This is a genomic window from Enterobacter cloacae complex sp. 2022EL-00981 (assembly GCF_028737495.1).
In the GTDB taxonomy this organism is placed as follows: domain Bacteria; phylum Pseudomonadota; class Gammaproteobacteria; order Enterobacterales; family Enterobacteriaceae; genus Enterobacter; species Enterobacter cloacae.
On sequence record NZ_JAQZRK010000003.1, the window covers coordinates 139,993 to 165,859 of the forward strand.

The 25,867-nt window shown below is 53.8% G+C and carries 26 protein-coding genes; 9 read left to right on the plus strand and 17 right to left on the minus strand.

The genetic code is table 11. From position 1 onward, the window contains the following. Positions 1 to 7: 7 nt before the first annotated feature. Entirely contained in the window at positions 8 to 1,144 is a 1,137-nt protein-coding gene (gene rlmG / locus PUZ33_RS04205) for a 23S rRNA (guanine(1835)-N(2))-methyltransferase RlmG (RefSeq protein ID WP_013098854.1), read from the plus strand. On the opposite strand, the gene PUZ33_RS04210 is transcribed toward rlmG, so the two are convergent. The 3 genes from PUZ33_RS04210 to lsrR form a co-directional block, all read right to left on the minus strand. After that, positions 1,141 to 3,162 carry an NADPH-dependent 2,4-dienoyl-CoA reductase gene (locus PUZ33_RS04210; RefSeq protein ID WP_058681004.1) on the minus strand — a complete coding sequence of 674 codons (2,022 nt, stop codon included), beginning with the start codon at positions 3,160 to 3,162 and terminating at the stop codon, positions 1,141 to 1,143. The two genes, rlmG and PUZ33_RS04210, sit on opposite strands and share 4 nt — an antisense overlap. Positions 3,163 to 3,347: 185 nt before the next feature. Beyond that, positions 3,348 to 4,928, minus strand: a complete 1,581-nt coding sequence (gene lsrK / locus PUZ33_RS04215) for an autoinducer-2 kinase (protein ID WP_058681003.1) — start codon at positions 4,926 to 4,928, stop codon at positions 3,348 to 3,350. A 35-nt stretch (positions 4,929 to 4,963) separates the two neighbouring features. Next, positions 4,964 to 5,932, minus strand: a complete 969-nt coding sequence (gene lsrR / locus PUZ33_RS04220; RefSeq protein ID WP_013098851.1) for a transcriptional regulator LsrR — start codon at positions 5,930 to 5,932, stop codon at positions 4,964 to 4,966. A 215-nt stretch (positions 5,933 to 6,147) separates the two neighbouring features. Here lsrR and lsrA point away from each other — a divergent pair, with 215 nt between their 5' ends. The 6 genes from lsrA to lsrG are packed head-to-tail and all read left to right on the plus strand — an operon-like array spanning position 6,148 to position 11,833. Beyond that, the gene (gene lsrA, locus PUZ33_RS04225; protein ID WP_047361246.1) at positions 6,148 to 7,635 is read left to right on the plus strand and encodes an autoinducer 2 ABC transporter ATP-binding protein LsrA; all 1,488 of its coding nucleotides are present in this window, start codon (positions 6,148 to 6,150) and stop codon (positions 7,633 to 7,635) included. Then, positions 7,632 to 8,663, plus strand: a complete 1,032-nt coding sequence (gene lsrC, locus PUZ33_RS04230) for an autoinducer 2 ABC transporter permease LsrC (RefSeq protein ID WP_045293618.1) — start codon at positions 7,632 to 7,634, stop codon at positions 8,661 to 8,663. Before lsrA ends, lsrC begins: the two co-directional genes overlap by 4 nt. After that, positions 8,664 to 9,641 carry an autoinducer 2 ABC transporter permease LsrD gene (gene lsrD, locus PUZ33_RS04235; RefSeq protein WP_252107674.1) on the plus strand — a complete coding sequence of 326 codons (978 nt, stop codon included), beginning with the start codon at positions 8,664 to 8,666 and terminating at the stop codon, positions 9,639 to 9,641. A 1-nt stretch (position 9,642) separates the two neighbouring features. Continuing rightward, positions 9,643 to 10,644, plus strand: coding sequence for an autoinducer 2 ABC transporter substrate-binding protein LsrB (gene lsrB / locus PUZ33_RS04240; protein ID WP_020689399.1), 1,002 nt, complete (start codon positions 9,643 to 9,645; stop codon positions 10,642 to 10,644). 11 nt (positions 10,645 to 10,655) lie between these two features. Continuing rightward, positions 10,656 to 11,543, plus strand: a complete 888-nt coding sequence (gene lsrF, locus PUZ33_RS04245) for a 3-hydroxy-5-phosphonooxypentane-2,4-dione thiolase (RefSeq protein WP_045902632.1) — start codon at positions 10,656 to 10,658, stop codon at positions 11,541 to 11,543. Next, positions 11,540 to 11,833 carry a (4S)-4-hydroxy-5-phosphonooxypentane-2,3-dione isomerase gene (gene lsrG / locus PUZ33_RS04250; RefSeq protein ID WP_045902633.1) on the plus strand — a complete coding sequence of 98 codons (294 nt, stop codon included), beginning with the start codon at positions 11,540 to 11,542 and terminating at the stop codon, positions 11,831 to 11,833. Before lsrF ends, lsrG begins: the two co-directional genes overlap by 4 nt. 139 nt (positions 11,834 to 11,972) lie before the next feature. Here the strand turns inward: lsrG and PUZ33_RS04255 are convergent, their stop codons facing one another. The 3 genes from PUZ33_RS04255 to PUZ33_RS04265 form a co-directional block, all read right to left on the minus strand. Continuing rightward, positions 11,973 to 13,421, minus strand: coding sequence for an alpha/beta hydrolase (locus PUZ33_RS04255; RefSeq protein ID WP_058681007.1), 1,449 nt, complete (start codon positions 13,419 to 13,421; stop codon positions 11,973 to 11,975). 108 nt (positions 13,422 to 13,529) lie between these two features. Beyond that, entirely contained in the window at positions 13,530 to 13,823 is a 294-nt protein-coding gene (locus PUZ33_RS04260; protein WP_020689402.1) for a hypothetical protein, read from the minus strand. 12 nt (positions 13,824 to 13,835) lie between these two features. Continuing rightward, positions 13,836 to 14,093, minus strand: a complete 258-nt coding sequence (locus PUZ33_RS04265; RefSeq protein ID WP_023622126.1) for a hypothetical protein — start codon at positions 14,091 to 14,093, stop codon at positions 13,836 to 13,838. A gap of 247 nt (positions 14,094 to 14,340) precedes the next feature. Here PUZ33_RS04265 and PUZ33_RS04270 point away from each other — a divergent pair, with 247 nt between their 5' ends. Continuing rightward, positions 14,341 to 14,886 (plus strand): YfaZ family outer membrane protein, encoded by a 546-nt coding sequence (locus PUZ33_RS04270; RefSeq protein WP_062676732.1) that lies wholly within the window; start codon positions 14,341 to 14,343, stop codon positions 14,884 to 14,886. Positions 14,887 to 15,057: 171 nt separating this feature from the next. Here the strand turns inward: PUZ33_RS04270 and pagP are convergent, their stop codons facing one another. The 10 genes from pagP to PUZ33_RS04320 all read right to left on the minus strand — a co-directional run bounded on the left by pagP (position 15,058) and on the right by PUZ33_RS04320 (position 23,768). Then, a complete protein-coding gene (gene pagP / locus PUZ33_RS04275) occupies positions 15,058 to 15,699 on the minus strand; it encodes a lipid IV(A) palmitoyltransferase PagP (RefSeq protein WP_020689405.1) in 642 nt (213 codons plus the stop codon). A 155-nt stretch (positions 15,700 to 15,854) separates the two neighbouring features. Then, positions 15,855 to 16,232 (minus strand): zinc metalloprotease HtpX family protein, encoded by a 378-nt coding sequence (locus PUZ33_RS04280; protein WP_029883828.1) that lies wholly within the window; start codon positions 16,230 to 16,232, stop codon positions 15,855 to 15,857. A gap of 126 nt (positions 16,233 to 16,358) precedes the next feature. After that, a complete protein-coding gene (locus tag PUZ33_RS04285; RefSeq protein WP_058681000.1) occupies positions 16,359 to 16,829 on the minus strand; it encodes a glycine zipper 2TM domain-containing protein in 471 nt (156 codons plus the stop codon). A 9-nt stretch (positions 16,830 to 16,838) separates the two neighbouring features. Beyond that, positions 16,839 to 18,101 (minus strand): arginine deiminase, encoded by a 1,263-nt coding sequence (locus PUZ33_RS04290; protein WP_045293622.1) that lies wholly within the window; start codon positions 18,099 to 18,101, stop codon positions 16,839 to 16,841. A gap of 21 nt (positions 18,102 to 18,122) precedes the next feature. After that, positions 18,123 to 19,562: a basic amino acid/polyamine antiporter gene (locus PUZ33_RS04295; RefSeq protein WP_038420667.1), complete on the minus strand. Its 1,440-nt coding sequence runs from the start codon at positions 19,560 to 19,562 to the stop codon at positions 18,123 to 18,125. A gap of 120 nt (positions 19,563 to 19,682) precedes the next feature. After that, entirely contained in the window at positions 19,683 to 20,360 is a 678-nt protein-coding gene (locus PUZ33_RS04300; protein ID WP_013098832.1) for a winged helix-turn-helix domain-containing protein, read from the minus strand. 440 nt (positions 20,361 to 20,800) lie between these two features. Continuing rightward, positions 20,801 to 21,301, minus strand: a complete 501-nt coding sequence (locus PUZ33_RS04305; protein WP_062676733.1) for a hypothetical protein — start codon at positions 21,299 to 21,301, stop codon at positions 20,801 to 20,803. Beyond that, complete coding sequence (locus tag PUZ33_RS04310; protein ID WP_062676734.1) at positions 21,264 to 21,989, minus strand: winged helix-turn-helix domain-containing protein; 726 nt, start codon at positions 21,987 to 21,989, stop codon at positions 21,264 to 21,266. The genes PUZ33_RS04305 and PUZ33_RS04310 overlap by 38 nt, the downstream gene beginning before the upstream one ends. Positions 21,990 to 22,221: 232 nt before the next feature. After that, positions 22,222 to 23,070: a dihydrodipicolinate synthase family protein gene (locus PUZ33_RS04315; RefSeq protein ID WP_058680998.1), complete on the minus strand. Its 849-nt coding sequence runs from the start codon at positions 23,068 to 23,070 to the stop codon at positions 22,222 to 22,224. An 11-nt stretch (positions 23,071 to 23,081) separates the two neighbouring features. Next, positions 23,082 to 23,768: a B3/B4 domain-containing protein gene (locus PUZ33_RS04320; RefSeq protein WP_058680997.1), complete on the minus strand. Its 687-nt coding sequence runs from the start codon at positions 23,766 to 23,768 to the stop codon at positions 23,082 to 23,084. Between the two features lie 42 nt (positions 23,769 to 23,810). On the opposite strand from PUZ33_RS04320, the gene PUZ33_RS04325 reads away from it, so the two are divergent. Continuing rightward, positions 23,811 to 24,413, plus strand: a complete 603-nt coding sequence (locus PUZ33_RS04325) for a helix-turn-helix domain-containing protein (protein ID WP_058680996.1) — start codon at positions 23,811 to 23,813, stop codon at positions 24,411 to 24,413. Between the two features lie 38 nt (positions 24,414 to 24,451). Here PUZ33_RS04325 and ygjG read toward each other — a convergent pair whose 3' ends face one another. Then, positions 24,452 to 25,831 (minus strand): putrescine aminotransferase, encoded by a 1,380-nt coding sequence (ygjG, locus tag PUZ33_RS04330; protein ID WP_013098827.1) that lies wholly within the window; start codon positions 25,829 to 25,831, stop codon positions 24,452 to 24,454. Between the last annotated feature and the right edge of the window lie 36 nt (positions 25,832 to 25,867).

The window sequence follows — 25,867 nt, forward strand, 5'->3', positions numbered from 1 at the left end:
AGGGCCGATGAGCCACTTAGACAACGGTTTCCGTTCACTCAACCTTAAACGTTTCCCGGAGACGGACGACGTTAACCCGCTTCAGGCGTGGGAAGCGGCGGATGAATATCTGCTGCAACAGTTGGATGACACTGAAATTCGCGGCCCGGTTCTGATCCTGAATGATGCCTTCGGAGCGCTGGGCTGCGCCCTGGCGGCGCACACGCCTTACAGCATTGGCGATTCATACTTAAGCGAGCTGGCGACGCGTGAAAACCTGCGTCACAACGATCTCGATGAATCCAGCGTGAAGTTCCTCGACAGCACCGCAGACTACCCGCAGGCGCCGGGCGTGGTGCTGATCAAAGTGCCAAAAACCATGGCGTTGCTGGAGCAGCAACTGCGTGCATTACGGAAAGTCGTCACGCCAGAGACGCGCATCATCGCGGGCGCGAAGGCGCGTGATATTCATACCTCAACGCTGGAGCTGTTCGAGAAAGTGCTGGGCCCGACCACCACGACGCTGGCCTGGAAAAAAGCGCGCCTGATCAACTGTACCTTCAGCGCGCCGGAACTGGCTGACGCGCCAGAGACGCTGAGCTGGAAGATGGAAGGTACCGACTGGACCATCCACAACCATGCGAACGTCTTCTCACGTACCGGCCTTGATATCGGCGCACGTTTCTTTATTGAACATCTGCCGGAAAATCTGGAAGGGGAGATTGTGGATCTCGGCTGCGGTAACGGCGTGATTGGCCTGACGCTGCTGGCAAAGAACCCACAAGCCAGCGTGGTCTTCAGCGACGAATCGCCAATGGCGGTAGCCTCGAGCCGTCTGAACGTGGAAACCAACATGCCAGAGGCGCTGGATCGCTGTGAGTTTATGATCAATAACGCGCTGTCCGGCGTAGAGCCTTTCCGCTTCAACGCCGTGTTCTGCAACCCACCGTTCCACCAGAAGCACGCCCTGACGGATAACGTCGCGTGGGAGATGTTCCACCATGCGCGCCGCTGCCTGAAAATCAACGGCGAGCTGTATATTGTGGCGAACCGTCACCTGGACTACTTCCACAAGCTGAAGAAGATTTTCGGTAACTGCGTCACCATCGCCACCAACAACAAGTTCGTGGTGTTGAAAGCGGTGAAGCTGGGACGTCGTCGCTAAATAACCAGTGCAAGCTGGGTGCCCTGCGCAATGGCCCGCCGCGCATCCAGCTCCATTGCCACATCGCATCCGCCGATCAAATGCACCGTTTTACCTGCCTCACGCAGCGGATCCGCCAGATCGCGCTTCGGCTCCTGCCCGGCACATAAAATCACATGATCCACGCGCAGCAGCTGTGGCTCACCGCCGATCGTGACGTGCAGGCCGTCGTCGTCGATCTTCTGATAGCTCACCGCCGGGATCATCTTCACGCCGCGCGAAAGCAGGGTGGCGCGGTGGATCCAGCCGGTTGTTTTCCCCAGTCCTTCACCCGGCTTACTTGCTTTGCGCTGCAGCATGACGATCTGCCGTGGGCTTTTCGGCAGCTGTGGCCCTTCCGGACGCAGGCCGCCGGACTGGCTCAGGCTGGTGTCGATGCCCCATTCCACGCAAAATTCGGCAATATTCTGGCTGGTGGCCTCGCCCGGCTGGCTTAAATACATGGCGGTATCAAAGCCAATCCCACCGCAGCCGATAATGGCCACGTTTTCCCCAACCGGCGCTTTATCGCGCAGCACATCGAGATAGCTCAGCACTTTAGGATGATCGATACCCTCGATCGCAGGCGTGCGCGGGGCGATCCCGCTCGCCAGGATCACCTCGTCGTAATCCAGCAGATCTGGCGCACTTACCCACTGGTTGAGCCGCAGATCCACACCCGTTAGCTCGATCATCCGGCGGTAGTAGCGCAGTGTTTCATAGAACTCCTCTTTGCCGGGGATCTGTTTGGCAATATTAAACTGCCCGCCAATTTCACCTGCGGCATCGAACAGCGTCACGCTGTACCCGCGCGACGCCGCATTTACCGCAAACGCCAGCCCCGCGGGGCCCGCCCCAACAACCGCCAGGCGTTTTGATTTGTCTACCGGGAGCACCGGCATTTTGGTTTCATGGCAGGCGCGGGGGTTAACCAGGCAGGAGGTCACTTTCCCGACGAAGATCTGATCCAGACAGGCCTGATTACAGCCGATGCAGGTGTTGATCTCATCCGCCCGCCCGCTTTGCGCTTTGGAAAGCAGTTCTGCATCTGCCAGGAACGGACGCGCCATCGACACCATATCGGCATCGCCGCGTGAGATGACATCATCCGCCACCTGCGGATCGTTAATACGGTTAGTGGTCACCAGCGGAACAGACACTTTGCCTTTCAGCTTGCGCGTAACCCAGGTGAATGCCGCGCGCGGTACCGGCGTGGCGATAGTCGGGATGCGCGCCTCGTGCCAGCCAATCCCGGTGTTGATGAGGGTGGCACCGGCGGCTTCAATCGCCTGCGCCAGCTGGACGGTCTCGTCAAACGTCCCGCCGCCTTCCACCAGATCCAGCATCGACAGGCGGAAGATGATAATAAAGTCAGCGCCCGCACGTTCGCGCACGGCGCGTACCACTTCGACGGCAAAGCGCATGCGTCGCGCATAATCGCCGCCCCATTCGTCGTCACGCTGGTTAGTGCGGGCGGCGAGGAATTCGTTAATCAGATAGCCCTCGGAGCCCATTACCTCGACGCCGTCATAGCCTGCTTCACGCGCCAGCGCCGCACAGCGGGCGAAGTCGTCAATCAGCGCCAACACTTCATCGTGGCTGAGGGCATGCGGCTTGAAGCGGTTAATCGGTGCCTGAATGGCCGACGGTGCCACCAGATTGGGCTGATAGCTATAACGCCCGGTATGCAGGATCTGCAGGGCAATTTTACCGCCTTCGCTGTGAACGGCATCGGTCACAATGCGATGGTGCGGCAGCTGTGACGCATCGTTAAGCACCGCTCCGCCTTCCATCCCCACGCCTGATGGCGCGGGAGCCACACCCCCGGTGACGATCAGCGCCACCCCGTGGCGCGCGCGTTCGGCATAAAAGGCCGCCAGACGCTCGGCCCCGTCCGGATGCTCCTCCAGCCCGGTATGCATTGAGCCCATCAACACGCGGTTTTTGAGCGTTGTGAACCCCAGATCGAGGGGGGCGAATAGCGACGGGTAGCGGCTCATAGTCTCTTCCAGTGTAAAATTATTGTTATGTGGTCGGATGAGTTACTAATTTAGCCAGCGGCAGCGGAAAGGTAAAAGCGGGATCGAATGATTGTGATAGATCTCAAAGAACTTCCCCGGTGGCGCTGCGCTTACCGGGGCTACAAAACCGTAGGCCGGATAAGCGCAGCGCCATCCGGCGTTTTTTACGGCGCTGCTGCCCGCACCAGCCCCGGCGCCTGCCACATCGACGTCGTCAGCCCGCTGTCCACCAGACCGAGCTGGTCGGCGTACACCGCCTGCCACTTCTGCATCATGCCATCGTACAGCGCCCGGTGCTGCGGGTTCGGGGTAAACTCGCGGCTCCATTTCACCAGCCGCTCGCCGGTGGTGGCCATATCCGCAAACAGTCCGGCCCCGGCTCCGGCGGCAATGGCGCAGCCCAGCGCCGTGGCCTCTTTCACTTCCGGTACGCGCACCGGCAAACCGGTGACGTCACTTAAAATCTGGCTCCATAGCGCCCCCTTCGAACCGCCTCCGGCAAACACCAGGCTCTCGAAGTTAACGCCGGAGAAACGTGAGATTTGCGCCAGGTTGCAGGCCGAGACAATCGCCGCGTTCTCTTCCAGCGCGCGGAACAGCGTCGCTTTGTTGCACTTTTCCGGGTCGATGGAGAGGTTAATAAACGACGGGGCGGCGTGGTACCACTGCTTAAAATGCATCGCGTCGGAGAAGATGGGCATCACGCCATGCGAACCCGCGGGCACCCGGCTCGCCATCTCCTCGAGCAGGGAATAGGTGTCCATCCCCATACGTTCGGCGATCAGCTTCTCTTCCGCGCAGAAGGCGTCGCGGAACCAGCGCATGGTCAGGCCGGTGAAGAAGCTGATCGACTCCGCCTGCGCCATACCGGGGATAACGTGTGGGTTCACGCGAATATTCATCTCAGGATCGGTGCGCACCTGCGGCAGATTGACCACCTGCTGCCAGAAGGTACCACCCAGCACCGCCGTTTGCCCGGCGCGGACCACGCCCAGCCCCAGACAGCCCAGCTGTACGTCGCCTCCGCCCATCACCACAGGGGTGCCTTCACGCAGGCCGCTCTGCTGTGCGGCATCATGGGTGATAGCGCCCAGCACGGTGCCGGTCTCTTTCACCGGAGAGAGGATATCGGCGCGCAGCCCGGCCATATCCAGCAGCGCTGGCCGCCAGTCGCGGGAGAAGAGATCCAGCATCCCCGTAGTGCCCGCATTTGATGGATCGACCGCCAGCTCGCCGGAGAGCTTCGCCGCCAGCCAGTCGCTGATCATGGTAATAGTGGCAGCCTTGCGATAGATATCCGGGCGATGGTGCGCCAGCCACAGCAGACGCGGCATGGCGCTCAGGGCCAGGGTCTGGCCGGAAACGTCGTACACTTCGGATTCAAACTGGTTGTCGTGGATCTCTTTGAGTTCGGCCACCTCGCGGCTGGCGCGGGCGTCGACGTTGGCGCAGGCCCAGATGGCCTCACCGTTGCGGTCATACAGCACGATCCCTTCGCGCATGGAGCAGCAGGCGACGGACTGGATATCCGCCGCGCTCAGGTGCGCGCGATCCAGCGCCTGGTGGATGCACTGGCAGGTGAGCCGCCAGTTGGTATTGAGGTCGAACTCCATCGAGCCCGGCACATTTTCCACGCTCAGGTGCTGCCACTCGGCCTGACCCACGGCAACCTGGTTGCCCAGCAGATCGAAAATAACGGCACGCACGCTGCCTGTCCCTGCATCTAACGCTAAAAGGTAACTCATGAGTTTGCCTCGTTGTTAGCGCAGGGCTTACCCCGTTACGTCAGGGCCAGCACCGCGCGGGCTGTTGTCTCTTCCGTCACCAGGCCATTGATACGGCGACCTTTCAGTGCGGCGTAAATCGCATCGGCTTTCTCAACACCGCCAGCCACGCCGACGATGGTAGGTAACTGCGCCAGTTCATCAAGCGTGACGCCCAGCAGTTCTTTGTGGATCTCCAGCTCCTCAACGCACTCTCCTTCGGCAGTGAGGAAATAACCGAGAATGTCGCCGACGGCCCCTTTACGGGCATACATCAGTTGTTCACCTTCGCTGATGTAGCCTGAGCGCAATATCGTTGCATCACGACGCTGGTTCACGGACCCAATCCCGACCACCGCCACGTCGGCGGCCGTTGCGGCGAGGATCACGTCCCGTACGCTGGTTTCACGTTTTAAGATCCCGGCCACCTCGGCGGAGGAGACGCGAAGCGGGGCGGGGATCATGCTGACGCTGCATGCCGCGTCCAGCTGGCCGATACCGGTCATATAGGGCCCCACGCCGCCGGAGAGCGTCACCAGGCGGATCTGCTGCGAGCTGATAAAGCCGCTTAAATGTTGCAGGCTGCTCATGGTGGTTTCACCAAATCCCACCGCTAACAGCTGGCCGGGTTCCAGCACGCCCATTAACGACTGCGCGGCACCAATGCCTAACCGCACGTTCATTGGCGGGGTATTCAGTGCTGGCAGCACGCGCACCAGCTTTAGCCCAAAGCGCTGCTGCAGTTCGGTTTCCAGTGCCAGACAGCCCTCATAGCGGGAGTTGATCTGCACGCGGATCACCCCGGACTGGCGACCTTTCTCCAGCAGGCGAGAGATCTTCAGGCGCGGCAGGCCGAGCCGTTCGCCAATGTCGTTTTGCGTCAATCCGTCGTGGTAGTAACACCAGGCCACGCGGGCAACCAGCTCCTCTTCCGCCAGTGCCAGCCCGGCAAACCGACCTTCTTCCGCAGTGCGTTTATCGCTCATAATTGAACTCTTATAAAAATTTAGATCATATGTTCGTGACGGCGCAGGTCGAAAATGTGAGCCACGCGGCAAAACGGATCTTTTAGATAGTTTCTGGTTCAGTTGGATCTTAATCGATAAAACTGTGATCCCTGCACGGTTGTAAATATAGTTCACCGTCTACGCTTTTGAACATTATTAAATCTAAAAATCATTTGTTCAATAGCGGAGCGATGATGACCCCACTTATCGAAGCACGAGCCATCTGCAAGCAGTTTTCCGGGGTGCCGGTTTTGAAAGGCATTGATTTCACGCTGCTTGCGGGCCAGGTGCATGCGCTGATGGGCGGGAACGGCGCGGGTAAATCGACGCTGATGAAGATCATCGCCGGGGTGGAGACGCCGGACAGCGGTGAACTTTCCGTAGCAGGTCATTCATATGCGCGGCTCACGCCCGTGCAGGCCCATAAGTTAGGTATCTATCTGGTGCCTCAGGAACCGCTCCTGTTCCCCAATCTGACGGTGCGGGAAAACATCCTTTTCCGCCTGCCGCGTGAACGGGAAAGAGAGAATCGGCTGACGGAGAAGCTGCAGCAGCTGCAGTGCCAGCTAAATCTCGACGCGATCGCCAGCACGCTGGAAGTGGCGGATCAGCAGATGGTGGAGATCCTGCGCGGTCTGATGCGTAACGCGACGATCCTGATCCTCGACGAACCCACGGCCTCCCTTACGCCGGGTGAAACCGAACGTCTGTTTCGCCAGATCCGCGCCCTGCAGGATCTGGGCGTCGGTATCGTCTTTATCTCGCATAAATTGCCGGAGATCCGCCAGCTGGCAAGCCACGTCTCGGTGATGCGCGACGGTGCCGTAGTGCTCAGCGGGGAAACCGCGCAGTTCGACGATAACGCGCTGATTGCCGCCATGACGCCGGTGAGCCGGGAGAAAGGCTTAAGCGATGCGCAAAAACTCTGGCTGGCGCTGCCGGGAAACCGTCGCACCCAGCCGCAGGATTTTCCGGTATTGCGCGTGGACGATCTTACCGGGGAGGGGTTTATCGATCTCTCGCTTGAGATCTACGCAGGCGAGATCGTCGGTCTGGCCGGGCTGGTCGGATCCGGGCGCACCGAATTTGCCGAGACACTCTACGGCCTGCGTCCGGTGCGTGGCGGACGGGTCTGGCTGGAGAATCAGGAGATCACTCACGAGAGCGTGGGCGCCCGGCTGGACAAAGGCCTGGTTTATCTGCCGGAAGACAGGCAGGTGTCCGGCCTGTTCCTGGATGCACCCATCCGCTGGAACACCGTGGCGCTGAACGAGCCGTCTCTCTGGCAGCAGCGCAAGCGGGAGTCCGCGGTGGTGGAGCGTTACCACCGTGCGCTGGGGATCAAACTCAACCATGCGGATCAAACCGTGCGCACCCTCTCCGGCGGGAATCAGCAGAAAGTGCTGCTGGCCCGCTGTCTGGAAGCCAACCCGTTACTGCTGATCGTCGATGAACCGACGCGCGGCGTGGATGTGTCGGCACGTGCTGATATCTACCAGCTCATCAAAAGCGTGGCCGCGCAGAACGTGGCGGTGCTGATGATCTCAAGCGATCTCGATGAGTTTCCTGGCCTTGCCGATCGCGTGCTGGTGATGCACCAGGGCGTGCTCAGCGGCGAGTTGCCGCGCCATGCCGTCAGCCTCGATCGGATGATGGCGCTGGCGTTCGGAGGACAATCATGAAGACGTTACTGAAAAACCGCGAGCTGAGCGCGTTTCTCGCCATTCTGGCGCTGTTTGCCGTGCTGGTGGCGCTTAATCCGGCGTACCTGAGCCTTCAGACGCTGGGGATGATCTTCGCCAGCGCGCAAATCCTGATCCTGCTGGCGCTTGGCGCCGCGCTGGTGATGCTGACCCGCAATATTGACGTCTCCGTGGGCTCCACCGTGGGGCTCTCCGCCATCGCCGTCGGCGTGGCGCTGAACAATGGCTACAGCCTGCCGGTGTCGATGCTGTTCGCGCTGTCTGTCGGCGCGCTGGCAGGGGCGTTCAACGGGTTGCTGGTGGTGGCGCTGCGCATCCCGGCGATTGTCGCCACCCTCGGCACGCTGGGGCTGTATCGCGGGGCGATGCTGCTCTGGACCGGTGGAAAGTGGATTGAAGGGTTACCGCCGGGGCTGAAATCCCTTTCTGAACCCATAGCCGTGGGCATTTCGCCGCTCGGCATGGTGGTGCTGTTTTTGGCCGCCATCGGCGCGTGGACGCTCTCGCGTACCGCGTTTGGACGCGATTTCTATGCCGTGGGCGATAACCTTGCCGCCGCGCGCCAGCTGGGCGTGGCGGTCAACCGCACGCGGATGATCGCCTTTACTCTCAACGGCATGCTGGCGGCCTGCGCCGGGATTGTCTTTGCCGCGCAGATTGGCTTTGTGCCAAACCAGACCGGGAGCGGGCTGGAGATGAAAGCCATCGCCGCCTGCGTGCTCGGCGGCATTTCGCTGCTGGGCGGGACGGGCACGCTGATTGGCGCACTGCTTGGGGCCTTTTTCCTGACGCAAATCGACACCGTACTGGTGCTGTTTAAGCTCCCGGCGTGGTGGAATGACTTTATCGCCGGGCTGGTGCTGCTGGGCGTGCTGGTGCTCGACGGGCGTCTGCGCCAGGCGCTGGCGCGTCATCAGCGGGCGCTGAAATACGGTCGCTTCCAGCCGGGTAACAGAGGGGGAAAGCACGTCACCCCATTTCCCAAACGCAAAAAAGAGGTGGCGTAAATGAAGCTTAACTGGGAAAGCGCGCTGCTGATCTTACTGGTGCTGGAGATCCTGCTCTTTGGCGCCATCAACCCGCGGATGCTCGACATCAACATGCTGCTGTTCAGCACCAGCGATTTTATCTGCATCGGCATTGTGGCGCTGCCGCTGACGCTGGTGATTATCAGCGGCGGGATCGATATCTCCCTCGGTTCAACCATTGGCCTGTGCACCATTGCGCTGGGGGTGATGATGCAATCGGGCTGGCCGATGGCGGTCGCCATTCCTCTGACGCTGCTGCTGGGCCTGCTGTGCGGGCTGGTGAATGCGGCGCTGATCCACTACACGGGTATCAGCCCTTTAGTTATCACTCTCGGCACGCTCTACCTCTACGGCGGCGGGGCGCTGCTGCTCTCCGGCATGGCGGGCGCGACGGGCTATGAGGGCATCGGCCGCTTCCCGGACAGTTTTACCGCGTTCGCTAACCTGACCGTGTCAGGTCTGCCCGTTCCGCTGGTGCTGTTTGCGCTCATTACGCTCTTCTTCTGGCTGATTACCCACCGCGGGCGCTTTGGGCGGCATCTGTTCTTAATCGGCCAGAACCCGCGCGCCGCGCGCTATGCGGCGCTGTCGGTTAACGGCATGCCCTACGCGCTGTATGGCCTGGTGGGCGTCGCCTCGGCCATTGCCGCGCTGGTGATGGTCTCCTATTTCGGTTCCGCGCGCTCGGATCTGGGGCGCGATCTGCTGATGCCAGCCCTCACCGCTGCCGTACTCGGCGGGGCGAATATTTATGGCGGGTCAGGTTCGGTTATCGGTACGGCACTGGCAGCGCTGCTGGTGGGGTACCTGCAGCAGGGGTTACAGATGGTCGGCATCCCCAACCAGGTGTCGAGCGCGCTGTCAGGGGCGCTGTTGGTTGTGGTGGTGATGGGACGTTCGCTGAGTCTGCACCGTGAATGGGTGCGTTCTCTCTTTAGAAAACTATCCGGAGCGTAAGATGAAAACAAAACTGATAGTCCTGGCAATGGCCCTCAGCTTCGCCTCGGCGCAGGCGGCGGACCGCATCGCCTTTATCCCGAAGCTGGTGGGGGTGGGCTTCTTCACCAGCGGCGGCAATGGCGCGAAAGAGGCGGGGAAAGACCTCGGCGTGGACGTCACCTACGACGGCCCAACCGAGCCGAGCGTCTCCGGCCAGGTGCAGCTCATCAATAATTTCGTCAACCAGGGCTATAACGCCATTATCGTCTCCGCCGTGTCGCCGGATGGCCTCTGCCCGGCGCTGAAGCGCGCCATGCAGCGCGGCGTCAAAGTGCTGACCTGGGATTCCGACACCAAACCGGAGTGCCGCAGCATCTACATCAACCAGGGTACCCCGGAGCAGCTCGGTGGCCTGCTGGTGGAGATGGCCGGGAAGCAGGTGACAAAACCGAATGCCAAAGTGGCGTTCTTCTACTCCAGCCCGACCGTCACCGACCAGAACCAGTGGGTGAAAGAGGCGAAGGCCAAAATCGAAAAAGATCATCCCCAGTGGCAGATAGTGACCACCCAGTTTGGCTATAACGACGCCACCAAATCCCTGCAAACCGCCGAAGGGATCTTAAAAGCATACCCGGATCTGGATGCGATCATCGCCCCGGATGCCAACGCTCTGCCTGCCGCGGCGCAGGCGGCGGAAAACCTGAAGCGGGAAGGGGTGGCGATTGTCGGATTCAGTACGCCTAACGTCATGCGTCCGTACGTCGAGCGCGGCACGGTTAAAGCCTTCGGCCTGTGGGATGTGGTGCAACAGGGCAAAATTGCGGTCAATGTCGCCGATCGTTTGTTGAAAAAAGGCGATCTTAACGTCGGCGACAGCGTGGAGGTAAAAGATATCGGTACGCTGAAGGTCGAGCCGAACAGCGTCCAGGGCTACCAGTATGAAGCAAAAGGCAACGGCATCGTGCTGCTGCCAGAGCGCGTGGTGTTCACCAAAGAGAACATCAACAAATACGATTTCTGACGGGGGAGCAAATGGCTGATTTAGACGACATTAAAGACGGTAAGGATTTTGGCATCGGTACACCGCAGCAAAATGTACCGTTCACCCTGAAGGGCTGTGGCTCGCTGGACTGGGGCATGCAGTCCCGGCTTTCGCGCATCTTCAACCCAAAAAGCAACCGCACGGTGATGCTGGCCTTTGACCACGGTTACTTCCAGGGGCCGACCACCGGTCTTGAGCGTATCGATCTCTCTATCGCGCCGCTGTTCGCCGAAACCGACGTGTTGATGTGTACCCGCGGTATTTTGCGCAGCACCGTACCGGCCGCCACCAATAAACCGGTGGTCCTGCGCGCCTCCGGCGGTAACTCAATTCTGGGCGAGCTGTCGAACGAGTGCGTGGCAGTGGCAATGGAAGACGCGCTGCGCCTGAACGTCTGTGCGGTGGCGGCGCAGGTGTACATTGGCAGTGAATTCGAGCATCAGTCGATCAATAACATCATCAAGCTGGTGGATGCGGGGGCACGCTACGGGATGCCCGTGCTGGCGGTGACGGGCGTCGGCAAGGAGATGGCGCGCGATGCGCGTTACTTCTCGCTCGCCAGCCGTATTGCCGCCGAAATGGGGGCGCAGTTTGTTAAAACCTACTATGTGGATGAAGGATTCGAAAAAGTGACCGCCAGCTGCCCGGTGCCGATCGTCATCGCCGGGGGGAAAAAGCTGCCGGAGCACGAGGCACTGGAGATGTGCTGGCGCGCGATTGACCAGGGAGCCTCCGGCGTGGACATGGGGCGCAACATATTCCAGTCCAGCGCGCCGCTCGCCATGCTGAAGGCGGTGAAGAAAGTGGTTCACGAGAACTTGAGCGCCCGGGAGGCGTTCCAGTTCTGGCAGGAAGAGAAACAGGGAGAAGCAGAATGAACGTGACGTTAGTGGAGATCAACATCAAACCCGAGCGGGTGGACGAGTTTCTGAAGGTGTTTCGCGCCAACCACGAGGGCGCGATTCAGGAGCCGGGAAACCTGCGTTTTGACGTATTGCAGGACCCCCGGGTGAAAACCCGGTTCTTTATCTACGAGGCCTATAAAGACGAAGAGGCGGTGCTGGCGCATAAAAAAACGCCGCACTACCTGGCCTGCGTGGATAAGCTCGAAGAGCTGATGTCGGAGCCGCGCAAAAAACGCAGTTTTGTGGGGCTGCTGCCGGAGTGACAAATTAACCGGCAGCCAGCGATTCAATGGGGATAGTGGTGAAAGATGCGAAGAATAACGAATGTTATACTCTGGCGCCGGTTGTCTTTTATTTCATCTATCCCCAACGATGAGCTGACGTTAAAAAACGCCTCTTCCATTATCTTATGACGCCAGCAATCCTTTCAATCAGATAGGGATAGAACGGATTCGAGGTGATACGCATTAAGGAGTCCATATCTGCCAGCAGTACCGCTCGCTCCCCTCTGACGCGTAAAACACCCAGACTCAGACCATAGTGATTCGGTTCATAGGGTTCACTTCCATATAAAGAGTCATGGACAGGAAACGGGAGGGCGACATGAGAGAGTGAAAAAACATCTCTCGGATAGCGCACATTAAGGGGCTGCACGTCTGCTGTTGTTGAGTGTGCTAAGTGCGTCGAAGCGACCATGTTCATACTCTCTGAAGAGGCGTTTTTGACGATAGTCGTCGTGTAAGTACGCTGTGGTGTTGCCAGTAAGTGTGATAGCGCGCGATCCGAAGAGTGGCGAAACAGTGCACGAAAATTGACCGCACGATTAATATCAAACAACACCAGTTCGCTATCGTTATCCGGTAGATTATGATGGAGCACGTCCAGCACTGCCCGGGTACTGACTGTGGAATCAAGAACGGACTGAAACGTAAGCACATGAGGAAGATCTTTCCAGCCAGCCGATGACTTGCGTCGCGTAAGGTCCCGTTTCAATGTCTCAGTCAGAAGATAAGCCTGCCGCGCACCATTCACGGGAAAAGAGTTATATTTAAAAGGATTAAATTCTGGTACCAGACCTAACCAGGCCGCACGAGAAAAGGCCGGGAGAAAGGCTGTCCATTCGACCATTCCCGAAAACCGAGCAAAGCGGCTTATGCCTATCATGGGAGAAATCAGGACAATTTGTTGTGGCTTCTTCAGGCTCTCATCATCAAGGGCATCGATGGCATATTTCATGGCCAGCGCCCCACCATTGGAAAAACCAACAATATGCAGCGGCGCATCCGCATGGGTCATTTTTGTTGCCTCGCGCACCGCAAGACGCGTTGCTGCCAGCCAGTCCTGCCATTTTACATCCGTTAATGCCCCGGGTACGGTTCCATGGGCAGGTAGACGGATCCCGATGGCGACAAACCCTTCTTTTTGATAGAGCCGGGCAATATGCTGCAGGCTGTAAGGGGAGTCCGTAAGTCCATGCAGTAACACCACAGCCCCTCTCGGTTCCGCCTGTGGGCGCATGATATAGGATCGATTCCAGTCTGTGGGAAGGGTGTCCGGAAATACCGGGCTTGACGGGTTATAACGATTTAAACTCGTTGTATCCTGATCGGTTTGCTTCATAACGACATTGTTATGCACCTCCATGAAGAGGGCGTTTTCAGCATTGATATAGTCATCCCAGTCGGCCCGATCGATCTCGTTTTCGCGTAATTCATTAGGGACAAAAGTATGCCAGGGCTGGAGTTCGCCGCTACGCTGTACCCAATAAAACAGGCCTGTCATTGCACAAAGCGTGAAGCCCAAAAGGATAAAAATACAACGCTTCAACACTCTAATACTTTTCTTGCGCATAAATCCTCTAAACATAGATATTCAACCTGATATCTGCTGTATTTAGGTTTTAAAGCGCAGCGTGGTTGATGATGGGGGCACAGAATAAAGATATGGACATCGCATAAACTATGCTTTTAACCATTGCATGATCAGCAAGGAGTTAATGGCGAAATTGATATGCGCGACGATAGATAACATAATACTAAGCGCTGCCACAAACAGAACCTTGAGGTTGAGGATGCGTGTTTTTTTTAAGTTTGCATCCAGCCATAACATATTCCTTATTTTATTCTTTTGATATAAATACATTATCCCCATAGATAAATATAAGAGAGGCATGATAATGCTTACTGAGTTGATCTGTAACAGCAGTAATTCACTGCCAACTAATGCAAAAAGCCATGAAATAAATAGCAGCATAAGCGTTGCTCCTCAGTTTTTTTTGTTGGTAAGGTAAAACCAAATCATAAACAGAACATCTAAAAACAACCAAACCCCGCCCAGCAACAAAACGTGCGAGACAGCACCCGGCCAGAACAAAGCGCCATTGGGAGAAACAGAAAAGAAATCCTGTCCCCAGACCAGGCGTGCCACAATCATGAAAAGGGGCAGCAATAAAAGGTTGAACAGAAAAAGATAACGGATAAAGTTTGGTTTTTTGGGCCGTCTGATATTTTCTTCCGGGAACATGGTTTCCTCACTGGTTTCGGTGAAAATAAAGAGGCATTCTAGTGCGAAAAGATAGATGGAACTTAAACACACGTCATTTTATAGCGTGCGCAGCTGCCACCTCGCTGATTAATGAATGAGAGTATGGTGAGTGAGGATCTCTTGTTTGTTTGAAATTCATATAACATCGCCCCCTAAAATAAGCCACCAGACAGAGCTTGTTTAAGGTTCTGACTTCTTTTTTTTAATGTAAATTAGGTGATAACAAATGTTTAAAAAAACACTCACAGTAGTGGCAATTCTTTCAACTATTTCTGTTGGTGCTAACGCCGCTGAAATTGGCGCTCAGTTAGGTACACAACATACGGAGTTAAATGCACTGATTGCGCCTGAGCCGACCGGTATTTTTTATACTGCAAACTGGGCTAACAATTATAATGATGGCCGTAATTCTGGCGGTGCCGGCCTGGGTTATCAGGTGTCTCTGGGTAAAGCCGATCTATACGCAGGTGCCAAGGCCATCTATATGGCGCCTAAGAAAGGTGATAATGGATTTGCGGCACCGATTGGTGGCGGGGTTCGTGTCCATTTTAGCGATGAGGTGTATGCCTATGGTGAAGGTTATACCGCGCCACGTGGCCTGAACAATGCCGTCGAAAACTATGTTGAAGTTGATGCAGGGTTGGCCTGGCAGGTACGAGATGAGGTGAAACTCAAAGCGGGTTACCGTCATATTAGCGTTCATGGTAAATCCGGTACGCCTAATCATACGCTGCTTGATGGTGCTTACCTGGGCGCCGCACTTCAATTCTAAACAAACACTCACCGCGAGCCCTACGCTCGCGGTGAGTCGTTGCATATAATCCAGTCATTTTTCTTTACCCTCCTTTTTATCCAGATACTCTTCTTCCTTCTTCTCTTAAAACATTTCCTTTCCTGCGCTGATAGTAAAAAGACCGAGAGTGTAATGCAGGGCTGAGCCCTGCTACAGGTTGTAACGTAACCACCCGAAGAGTACGTTTCCGTTATTATAGGTGCCAGGAATATAGGTGAACTGGATGTTCACATTTTTATAACTCGCTGAAAAAAGCGGGAATATAATCGGTAAGGGAATGTAGTTGCCCATATCTTTACGCGCCGTTATCCCGGCGGTCACCCCTAATCCCAACCTGAAATCTTTTTGTTGGCCTGGATGCCATCCTTTCTCCCATGCATAGCCGGTGACCGGTTGCCACTCATTATGTGAGTCTTTAAACACCATTCCATACAGTGCACTCCAGTTGCCATTGCTGTGATGACGAGAAACACCCACTCCGGCACCCCAGGGCATTTCATTATAGCGATCGGTCTTTTCTTTATCGTACATGAACCGGTTATGCCAGCTGATAAAAGGAAGATAAATATCGTGGCTATCATAATCTGTCCAGGTTTGCGTAATATCGGAAACAATCCTGCTGCCCCAGCTTGCTGCATTTTCATCAGCATGAGTCTGGCCATAGGCACGTGTGGCAAAAAGAAGTAACCCGCTCCAGAGTAAAACAGAGCAAATCAACAAAAATAAATGATAAAAGCCGCCGATAAAGTCGATTTTTTCCTTACAGGGCTGCCAGGGGGTAGTGCTTTTCATTGCGAACGCTCCAGTGGATAAAAGTAGTTAAAAATAATAAATAGGCCAGCGCATTAACAAAACATGAGACGAATTGTTAATAGCGCCAGAGATGACTGATTTTCTAAAACGAAATGACTAAGGTTGGATATTACGCCATCCTTAGTCATTGTGATTTAATTTATGGCTTTCTTTTTAAGGAGTTCGAACTCCTCCTGGCTAATAACGTCCTGGTCTAATAGTTTTTTGGCGTCTGATATTTGTTCCGCTGGTGATTTACAAAGACTATATTGTGCTGCGGCATTCGCATCCAGTCTGTAAGCACGTTGTCTTTTGGCCATTCCCTTACCTCTCAGAATGAGATAAAAAACAGAGGTGATCAGCGGGATGAAAAGTAACAGCATTATCCAGAGCGATTTAAAGAAGCCGTTGAGTGTATTGTCACGGAATAAATCAGTAACGATCTGGAAAATAACAAACAGATACGCAATAAAAAAGAATATAGAAAACAGGGTGGCTGCCATATTCCAAAATTGTAATAGATGAGTCGTCACAATGATGCCCTCTTAAGGATATAAATGGTCACATGGAATGAATAAAAGATAAAAACCTGCCACAAAAAATTTTCATCCTTAATGAAAAGGACAATTATCCTGTTGTGGCAGATATGATAAAGCGTGTTATTGAGCTGGAGAGATCGTTACCTGACCGCGATGCGAGGTAATATTTACACGTTGCCCTACGACAAATTCACCTTCACGGGCAGGCTGCACGGTGACGAACTCTTGCCCGTTATCAGGACGAATAAAGAGTTCAGCCGCATTATGTCGCGCCATTCCTCGTTGTATCGACTGTCCTGCCATCGCGCCAGCAACGGTACCGCCAGCCGTCGCCAGCAGACGGCCGCTTCCGCCACCAATAGCATTACCGGCAGCACCGCCAATCAACGCGCCCCCGACTGTACCGGCAGCGCTGCTTCCGGTGTCGTTTTGGATTGTGATGTATCTCACCCCTGTGATTGTGCCGTGCGACAGCGCCATCACCTGACCGGAAAGCGCAGCACTTGCATGATGGGCAGAACCAACGGGTTTTTCAGTACAGCCAGCCAATGCCAGCAAACCGGCTAAAATTAAAACAGAACGTTTAAACATCTCTCTTCCTTATGAGTAATCAACGGCATCACGAATTAATGGACATGTCATACAGTGGCCGCCACCGCGTCCACGCCCTAATTCACTCCCAACAATTTCAATGACCTCAACGCCTTCTTTACGCAAACGGTCGTTTGTTTTGGTATTGCGGTCATAGGCGATAACGACACCTGGAGACATGGCGACCACGTTATTTCCGCTATCCCATTGCTGACGCTCGGTGTCGTAAACATTGCCTTCGGTTTCAACGACCCTGAGCGAGCGTAAATTGAGTGCCCTGGCTACCACCTCTGTTAACGGCTCTGAATAATGCTCCAGACGCATTCCGCCTGGGGAGTCGTCCTTAATCAGTGAAAAGACTTCGATTTGATCAACAATGGCGGGATATAGCGTCACTAAATCTCTGTCACAAAAGGTGAATACGGTATCCAGGTGCATCGCCGCTCTGAGCTTCGGCATCGCGGCAATAATAACGCGCTCGACATGGCTAAACGGGTTCGAAAACAGGGCAGATGCAAGCTGGGCAATGGCCTGATAGGACGTTCGTTCGCTCATACCGATTAAAACGGTCTTGTTGCCAATAGGCATAACATCGCCGCCTTCAAGGGTGGCGGATCCGTGATAACGCGTTGGATCTCCCCACCATGTATTGATCGTCTGACGGGTGAAGTCCGGATGGAACTTATAGATAGCAGTGGTCAGTAACGTTTCTTCACGGCGAGCCTGCCAGTAAAGGGGATTAAGCGTAACCCCGTTATAAATCCAGCTGGTGGTATCTCGCGTATAAAGCGTATTCGGCAACGGCGGGAGCAAATATTCACGCAGCCCTGTCGCTCTTCCGACGAGTTCAAGTTCTTCTTTATCGCCCCTGTGTCTGTTCAGCAAATCATAGGTTGAAAGCCCGCCGATCATAAACTCAGCCAGCCGATCTGCGGGTAACGAATCCAGGAACGAGCGTGTTTCATTAAGCAAACCCAACGGGATTTCATCAGCAGTAATCTGCTGTTCGATGAGCCAGTTGCGTGCCTGACGGTTAGCCAGCGTTTCGGAGAGCAGATCATGCATCTCAACAACGTCAACACCGCATCCGCGCATTTTGTTAATAAAATCGAGATGATCCTGACGGGCACGCTCTACCCACATGACATCATCAAATAACAGTCGATCGCAATTGCCCGGCGTAAGACGGCTATGTGCTAACCCAGGGGCGCATACCATCACTTTGCGTAACTGGCCGACCTCGGAGTGAACACCCAGTGGTATATCTTGCATAGTATCTCCTTAAGAGAGTAATTAAATGGTAATATTTCCGTTTATAATTCCATAAATACAGGCCAAAGCCGCGAGCACGATGGCGGTAAATAATATTCGTTCCGTACCAGAGAATATTTTTTTGTTTTGCTCACGCTTAGCAATGTAATAAAGCAGTGTGCCAGGCGCATAAATAACGGCGGACAGCAGCACATACGTTAATCCGCCGGCATAAATCATCAACGAGGCATAGGCAGTGGCAATGACAGAGATCACCAGGTCTTTATAATATCCCTTTGTGCACTGTTCGTAGGTTTCTCGTGTAATAACCAGCTTCAGGCTATACGCGGCAACCAGAAGATAGGGGATAAGCGTCATCGCGCTGGTTAGCTCAAGGGCTAACAGGAATGCGTAATCGCTGAAAAAAGTGATAATTAAGAACAGCTGTATCGAGATATTCGTCAACCATACGGCTGAAGAGGGAACGCGCCAGCGATTCTCGCGTGCAAAAACGGCAGGCATGCTCTTTTTCAACGCCGCGGAATAAATAACCTCCGCAGCGAGCAATGACCAGGAAAGATAGGCTCCGAGGACAGAGATAATTAATCCCACGCTGATGAAAATCATGCCCCAGCGTCCCACTATGCTTTCGAGAACACCGGCCATTGAGGGTTGCCGTAAGGCTCCCAGCTCGGCCTGGGGCATAACGCCATAAGAAAGCATGGTGACTAACATCAGTAAGCACAGCACCCCGATGAAGCCGAATACGGTCGCCAGGCCAACGTCTTTCCGGTTAGTTGCATAACGCGAGTAAATACTTGCCCCTTCGATTCCAAGGAATACGAATACGGTCACCAACATGGTGCTTCTGACCTGGGAAAAGATTGATCTGAAGAGAGGTGGCTCTCCGGCGGCCCCGCCCCAGAAATTAAGCATAAACATCTCTTTTTTGAATGCCATTATCAGAATGGCGATAAATACAAAAATAGGGATGATCTTGGCACAGGTGGCCAGGGTATTGATAAAGGCCGCTTCTTTAATACCCCGCAATACCAGGAGATGAAAAGACCATAAAACAACTGATGAGACAGCGATTGCCAGCAGCGTATTACCTTCGCCAAATGCAGGGAAAAAAGCGCCTAATGTTGATTTAATTAAAATAAAATAGGATACGTTGCCGATACATGTACCCGCCCAGAAACCGAGTGCCGAAATGAAGCCCGGATATTCGCCGAAACCGGCTTTAGCGTAGCTAAAGACGCCCGCATTGAGTTCAGGCTTTCTTTGCGCAAGGTTCTGGAATACAAATGCCAGCATCAGCATACCGCCACCGGCAATCACCCAGGCAATAATTGCACCAAGCCCACCGGTTGCTCGTCCGAATGCAGCAGGTAATGAAAATATACCCGCTCCGATCATCGCTCCGACGACAAGCGTCGTTAAAGACCAAAGCGATAGCGTATTGGTCGTAGATTTGTTCATATAATTTTCTTAACAATGAAGCTGTGATTGATGAAGTGTGAGTTTAAAAGCGTTAAATATACCGTACTTAAATGAAGTTAATTTTTATGCCATCAAGGCAGCACAGGGGCTGGGTGTAACTCAGATCGCACCGTTTAGATCGTAATAATAACCCTCTTCTCTTTGATTTCTGATTTGCCCGCTGTTGTAGGGTGCCAATTTCTTTCTCAGACGACCAATAAGCACCTCGACGGTATTGTTTTCTTTACCCATCCAGTCGTGGTAGAGATGTTTCATGATTTTACGTTTGCTCAGCGCTTTGCCTTTGTTCTTCACCAGTAGCTTCATAATTTCAAATTCAAAACGGGTCAGTCGAATTTTTTGCTTGTTGATGAAGAGTACCTTGCTGTTTAAGTCGAGTTCTAAATTACCTGCAGTAATACGGCTGGAAGGGGTGAGATAATTCCGGCGTACTAAAACCCAAATTCTGATGATAATCTCTTCAATATGACTAGACTTGACAACATAATCGTCAGCGCCGCTTTCAAACGCTTTCACCTTGTGTTCAATATCGTTGCTGCTGTTAAGGATCATGATGCGGATAGTGCGCCCTTCGCGTCGCCACTTACGAATCGCCTGTAACTCAGCAGTGGAAAGCGTTTCAGATGCCATAATCAGGAGTTCAGCTTTATTTGAAAACATAAACATTTCCACTTCCTCAATACTCGAAGATACATCAGTTAAAATACCTGCCTCTTCAATTTGGGTTTTCAAATAATGCTGATTTATAATGTTAGGATCTAATATTAACACGCGCATATCTTCCTCTCACTTTGTTGCTTCGCCTGTTAGGGTTTTTGACATTTTATGAAATGGATTTCTATGCTTTACAGATAAAAGCATCGTCACCAAAAAGTTGGCTAAATAATACTTTCGAAATAAATTCAAACAATTCTTTTATGAGGGGTATTAGAAATACAAAATAAAAAAATGCAGAATAAAAGAAGTGAAGGGAAGAGTATGAGAAAAGCAGAGGAAGTAGAATTAAATCAAGAAAAATCACATTTAATAAGGTTTTTGTTCTGCTTTTTTGGCGTGTAGAGTGTTTGTTTAGATGAACGTATGGTTGCTCCAATTGCTTTCTGGTTGGATTTTTGTTAAGAGTTAAGTGCGAGTTTTATTTTTTGATTTAACAATCTATACATCTGTCTTGCAATCATAACATTAGCACAATGAGTCATGTGCTTGCGTCAATAAACTCATTTTCGGCAAATAAATATGGCACGCTGCAAATCGCTTATTCTCCAGGTTTTGGGGTCAAGCTTCTGGATCTTATAGTGCAGGACAGGCTGGCTGGTGGTGAGTTTTTCAATCAGCACAGAAGGTGCATTATCCTGCGGATTAGCAAGAAATTTACCTTTCGTAACTTTATGGAATCCGTTTTGCACGTCTGTGTCAATGGTCATGTTTCCTGTACGATCGACAAGGTACTCTTTACCATAATAGTTCAACGTGCCGTATTCGCTGACCGTGACGAGACCATCGTTGGTAATGTGGAAAACAATTTTGATATTTCCATTAATCCCTTGCTGGACATTATTTGAATCTTCATAGTTGATATGTACCGTCGACATACAGTTCATCGGTAGGTAATCATAAACACCAACAAGCTTGTATATTCCCATTGCAAGCAAGGGAAGCATCAACAGGCATAAAACAATATTAATTGTTGTTAATATTGACGAAGTTTTCGCATTCATGTCCTTTCCCTGTATTTTGTTTGCCACACAGGGCAATGTGAGTTGAGTACACCTTGCTTTTTAAAGGCGCTCTGTTGTCATCAAAATAGATATTTTGGGGATATTGCTGGCATTTTAATGCGATTCTTTGCCCTAAATTTGTATTAAAAAATGAGTCAATATTCTCTTGTTTGACGCCATTTTCGTCAGTATAGACATCGCATAATCCGACTGACTTATATTTATGCATAGTGCTATCGTTTAAATGGTACAAATAAAAGGCAGTGATGGTGCTCACCATTAAAACGGTTAATGCTATTGTGCTAATGTAAAAACCTTTGTGGGAGGAACAGATTTTTTTAAATTTTTCGTACGTGCTACTACGTGTAGTACTAACACGAGTACACTGACAGTGCAGTACAAATCCTTGCTTTGGTATTGTTTCGATTTTGTCTTCAAGCGAGAATTCAAGAAATGCTTTTCGCAACAGAGATATGTTTCGGTTCAGGTTGTTATCAGAAGCAACCAGACCATGTTCTTCCCAGACTTTTTCAAGGAGTTCAGTACGGCTGACCTGAGAATTATTGGCGTCAATAAGTGCATTTAATAATCGCGACGTCGCCAGTGAAAGCTCAACTTCGCGTTTATTATCGGTTAAAATGCGCGATTCATCATTATAATGCACTATCCCGTCAAGTAGGTACTGCATAGCTTAAACGTCCTCGCAAATGAATCTACGCATTATAATTTTAGCGCTACTATTATTCAATCTTCTGATTTCTATTAAGAGTCGAGAAGACGTATTTTTACCGGGTTAATTACACGTAGACAGAGGGACAAACTGCGAGGGTGGGGACGTTGCTTTCTCAACCATTCCTGAGAATGATTACTTTATGAATGATGCGGTGTGGCCGGGTAAGCGCAGCGCCACCCGGCGTTTTTCAGGCCAGTTCCAATTCCGCAAGGATCGCTGAAAGCGCCTCGCGCGGCTCTCCCTGAATTGCCTGCAACGGGAACGGCAAGCCGGGTGTTGCCACTTTTCCCCTCATTTCCGCCGCTGCCGCGATGACCCTTACGCTACCGTAACGACGGAACAGATCCCATAGCGGCTCTAACCGTTCTGACTCTGTACTTTTCCCCGAACGCGCTATCGCCAGCGCCGCTTTTGGGAACAACCCCGCGAGAACCGAATACCAGACGTCAAACCCGGCCTGCAGGGCTGAGGCTGCCCGCCAGTCACCGGCGATACCCAGTGTGACCGTATCAGGAAGCCGGGCACGTACCTGCGACAGGTCCTCCGGCACGCGGCCAAGCTTGATGGAGCCCACATTTGGCAGAGACGCGACGGCAAACAGCAATTCATCGCTAAACGCAAAACCGGTCGTGGCAGGGTTATCGTAAATGCACAGCGGTACGGAGAGCTGGCGGGTCACCGTTTCATAGAGCTTAAATACTTCCTCATCCGTTAATCGCTGGTACGACACGGGTGCCATCAGCACGCCGGAGACTCCGGCCGTTTGCGCGTTGTCAGCCAGACGCAGAATATCGTCCAGCCGCATTGCGCCGATGCTGACGATAACCGGTATGTTACCGGCATGTTCCACCGCACAGCGTGTCACCCGGGCACGCTCTTCAACGGTCAGATAGGCATAGCTCCCGGTCGAGCCAAGAATGCCCAGTGAATCCACGCCTGCCTCAACCACAGGAGAGAGCAGATGCGTAAAGGCCTGCTCATCAAACGTGCCGTTTTTCAGGGGCGTTAACGGAAATGCGCTGACTCCACGAAACATTTTTTATCCTCTTACAGGGTCAGTAACTGCCTGTGCACCACTGCACCCGGCATCAGACATTGCAGGTTATCAATCAGATCCGCTCCGGCTTCTTCCAGTGCCGTAAGCGGCATTGACGGCAGACTTTCCAGAATAAACCACATGGTTTGCGCCTGACTGTCAAGACGCGTCCGTATACCCTGGCGCCAGTTCCAGCGACGGCAGGTAACACCGAGGTCGTCGCGCCAGATAACCTCGCCCGGCTCCGGGTATTCCACCACCGGCTGCCCCTCTTTGAAGGTATCAAACGGCTCGCTGCCGTCCGCCAGAGTCAGGCGCGGCGCGCCTGAATAAGTCGCAAGATTTTCTCCACCAACCGGGATGGCGTAGCGAATGCTCACCGCGTTGTAGATATCCACCACCGGATCGAGCGGTGGCAGCGAGCCGTCTTTTAAGACCCGCTTACGTAAGGCGGATGCCGAGCAGGGCGTACGTTTCGGTTTTGCGCCGAAGGCCTTAAATACCTCATCCCAGCCGGAAAGGTGCGCGTCAGCCCACGGCACATCATCATTAAGCATCTGCTGGCAGGCTTGCATGAGCACGGCCGGAGCGACTTCCGGGTGGGTAACCGGCGCAGCTTCCACCAGAATGCTCAGCGCCCGAAAGCCCGGGGCAATTGCGGCAAGGCGCGGGTCTATTGACGGCGTAACGAGAGACATAAATAATCCTGTATTGACTGTTTTATACCATGGTAGTGACCAATGACTGGAAAAGTCAATATAATGACTGAACAGGGTGCCGATATCGCCCAGGTAAGCCTGGCCGTAGCGAACCGCATACGCAACTGGCGTAAAGAGAAAAAACTGTCGCTGGATGAACTCTCGCGGCGTGCCAGCGTCAGCAAAGGCATGCTGGTGGAGATCGAAAAGGGCGCAGCCAACCCCAGCATCGCCATTTTGTGCAAGCTGGCTGCCGCGCTCGGTATCTCAGTGGCGGATATCGTTAACGTCTCCAGCGAGCCGCTGGTGCACGTTATCGAAGAAGCCGCGATCCCGGTGCTGTGGCAGGGGGAAAAGGGCGGACGCGCCAGACTGCTGGCAGGAACCGCGGGCCCGGATATGATTGAGCTATGGCAGTGGGAGATGCAGCCGGGAGAGCGTTTTACCTCTTCGGGGCATCCGGCGGGCACCTTTGAGCTGCTGCACGTGAACGAAGGCATATTAACCCTGACGGTGGACGAGACGGTTACGCAGGTTGCTGCCGGGGCATCGGCGGTGGCGAAAACGGAAGCCGCGCACGGCTATGCCAATGAGGGAAAAAAGGTGCTGCGCTTTACCATGACGGTAGCGGAGTTTCACCGATAAAAAGCAGGCCGGGTAAGCGCAGCGCCACCCGGCTTTTTTTACGCCTCTTCCACACTCACGCGCAGTGCCGCCAGCGCTTTACGTGCCGCCTTCAGCACCTGCTCACACTGCTCAATGGTCAGCGTCAGCGGTGGCTCAATGCGGATGGTTTTGGAATTGTTGAGCGTGCCGGCCACCAGCACCCGCTGGCGGAACATCTCGCTCGCGAAGCTATAGCCAATTTCGTTATCAACAAACTCAATGGCCATCAGCATCCCTTTACCTCGTGCCTCCTGGATCAGATCCGGGTATTCACGTCCCAGCTGACGGAAACCGTCCAGCAGCATGTCGCCTTTCTGCTCCGCCTGCGCAGGCAGGTTTTGCTCCAGCAGCACGTTGATGGTGGCCAGCGCGGCCGCACAGGCCAGCGGGTTACCGCCAAAGGTGGTGGTATGCAGGAACGGGTTGTCGAACAGCACCGAGAAGACCTCTTCGGTGGCAACCGTCGCACCAATCGGCATTACGCCGCCGCCGAGCGCTTTCGCCAGACACAAAATGTCCGGCTGAACATTCTCGTGCTCGCAGGCGAACATCTTGCCGGTACGCCCCATGCCGGTCTGCACTTCGTCGAAGATCAGCAGCGCGCCAAACTCATCGCACAGCTGACGTACGGCAGGCAGATAGCCCTGTGGAGGCAGGATCACGCCGCCTTCGCCCTGAATTGGCTCCAGGATCACCGCGGCTACGTCATCGCCGGTTTTACGGCATTCGCTGAGCACGGTGCGCATGGCATTAATGTCGCCGAACGGCACGTGGCGGAAGCCCGGCAGCAGCGGCATAAACGGTTTGCGGAAGGTGGATTTGGCGGTCGCAGACAGGGCGCCCAGGGATTTACCATGGAACGCGCCGCTGGTGGCGACAAAAGTGAATTTCCCGCGCGGCGACTGGTACGCTTTGGCGAGCTTAAGCGCCGCTTCGACCGATTCCGTGCCGCTGTTGCTGAAGAAGCTGTATTTCAGTTTGCCGGGCGTTAAGGCTGCCAGCGTTTTCGCGAGCATGGCGCGAAGCGGGTCGAGCAGTTCCTGGCTATGGAGAGGTTGTTTCGCGAGTTGATTCTGTACGGCGGAAACCACTACTGGATTACGGTGCCCCACGTTGAAAATGCCAAAACCACCCAGGCAATCAATAAACTCCTGTCCCTGGGTGTCGACAAGCGTATTCAGACTTCCCGCTTGCCACTCTACGGCTCCGTAATCCCCGCCGGCGGTAACAGATTTGCGATACTCCAGAAAACCTGGATTGACGTGCTCTTTAAAGTAATCGATGACCTCTCGGTTAAGTTGTTTCATCTCCTCATGATCAAGCGTTCGCTTCTCAATGAGATTCAGTGCGTGCGCGGTACAGGCAAGAGCCGAGGCGCTGGAAGGTAACCTGTTCAAAATATGCTCCCGGGGATCGCGTATCACATGATACTG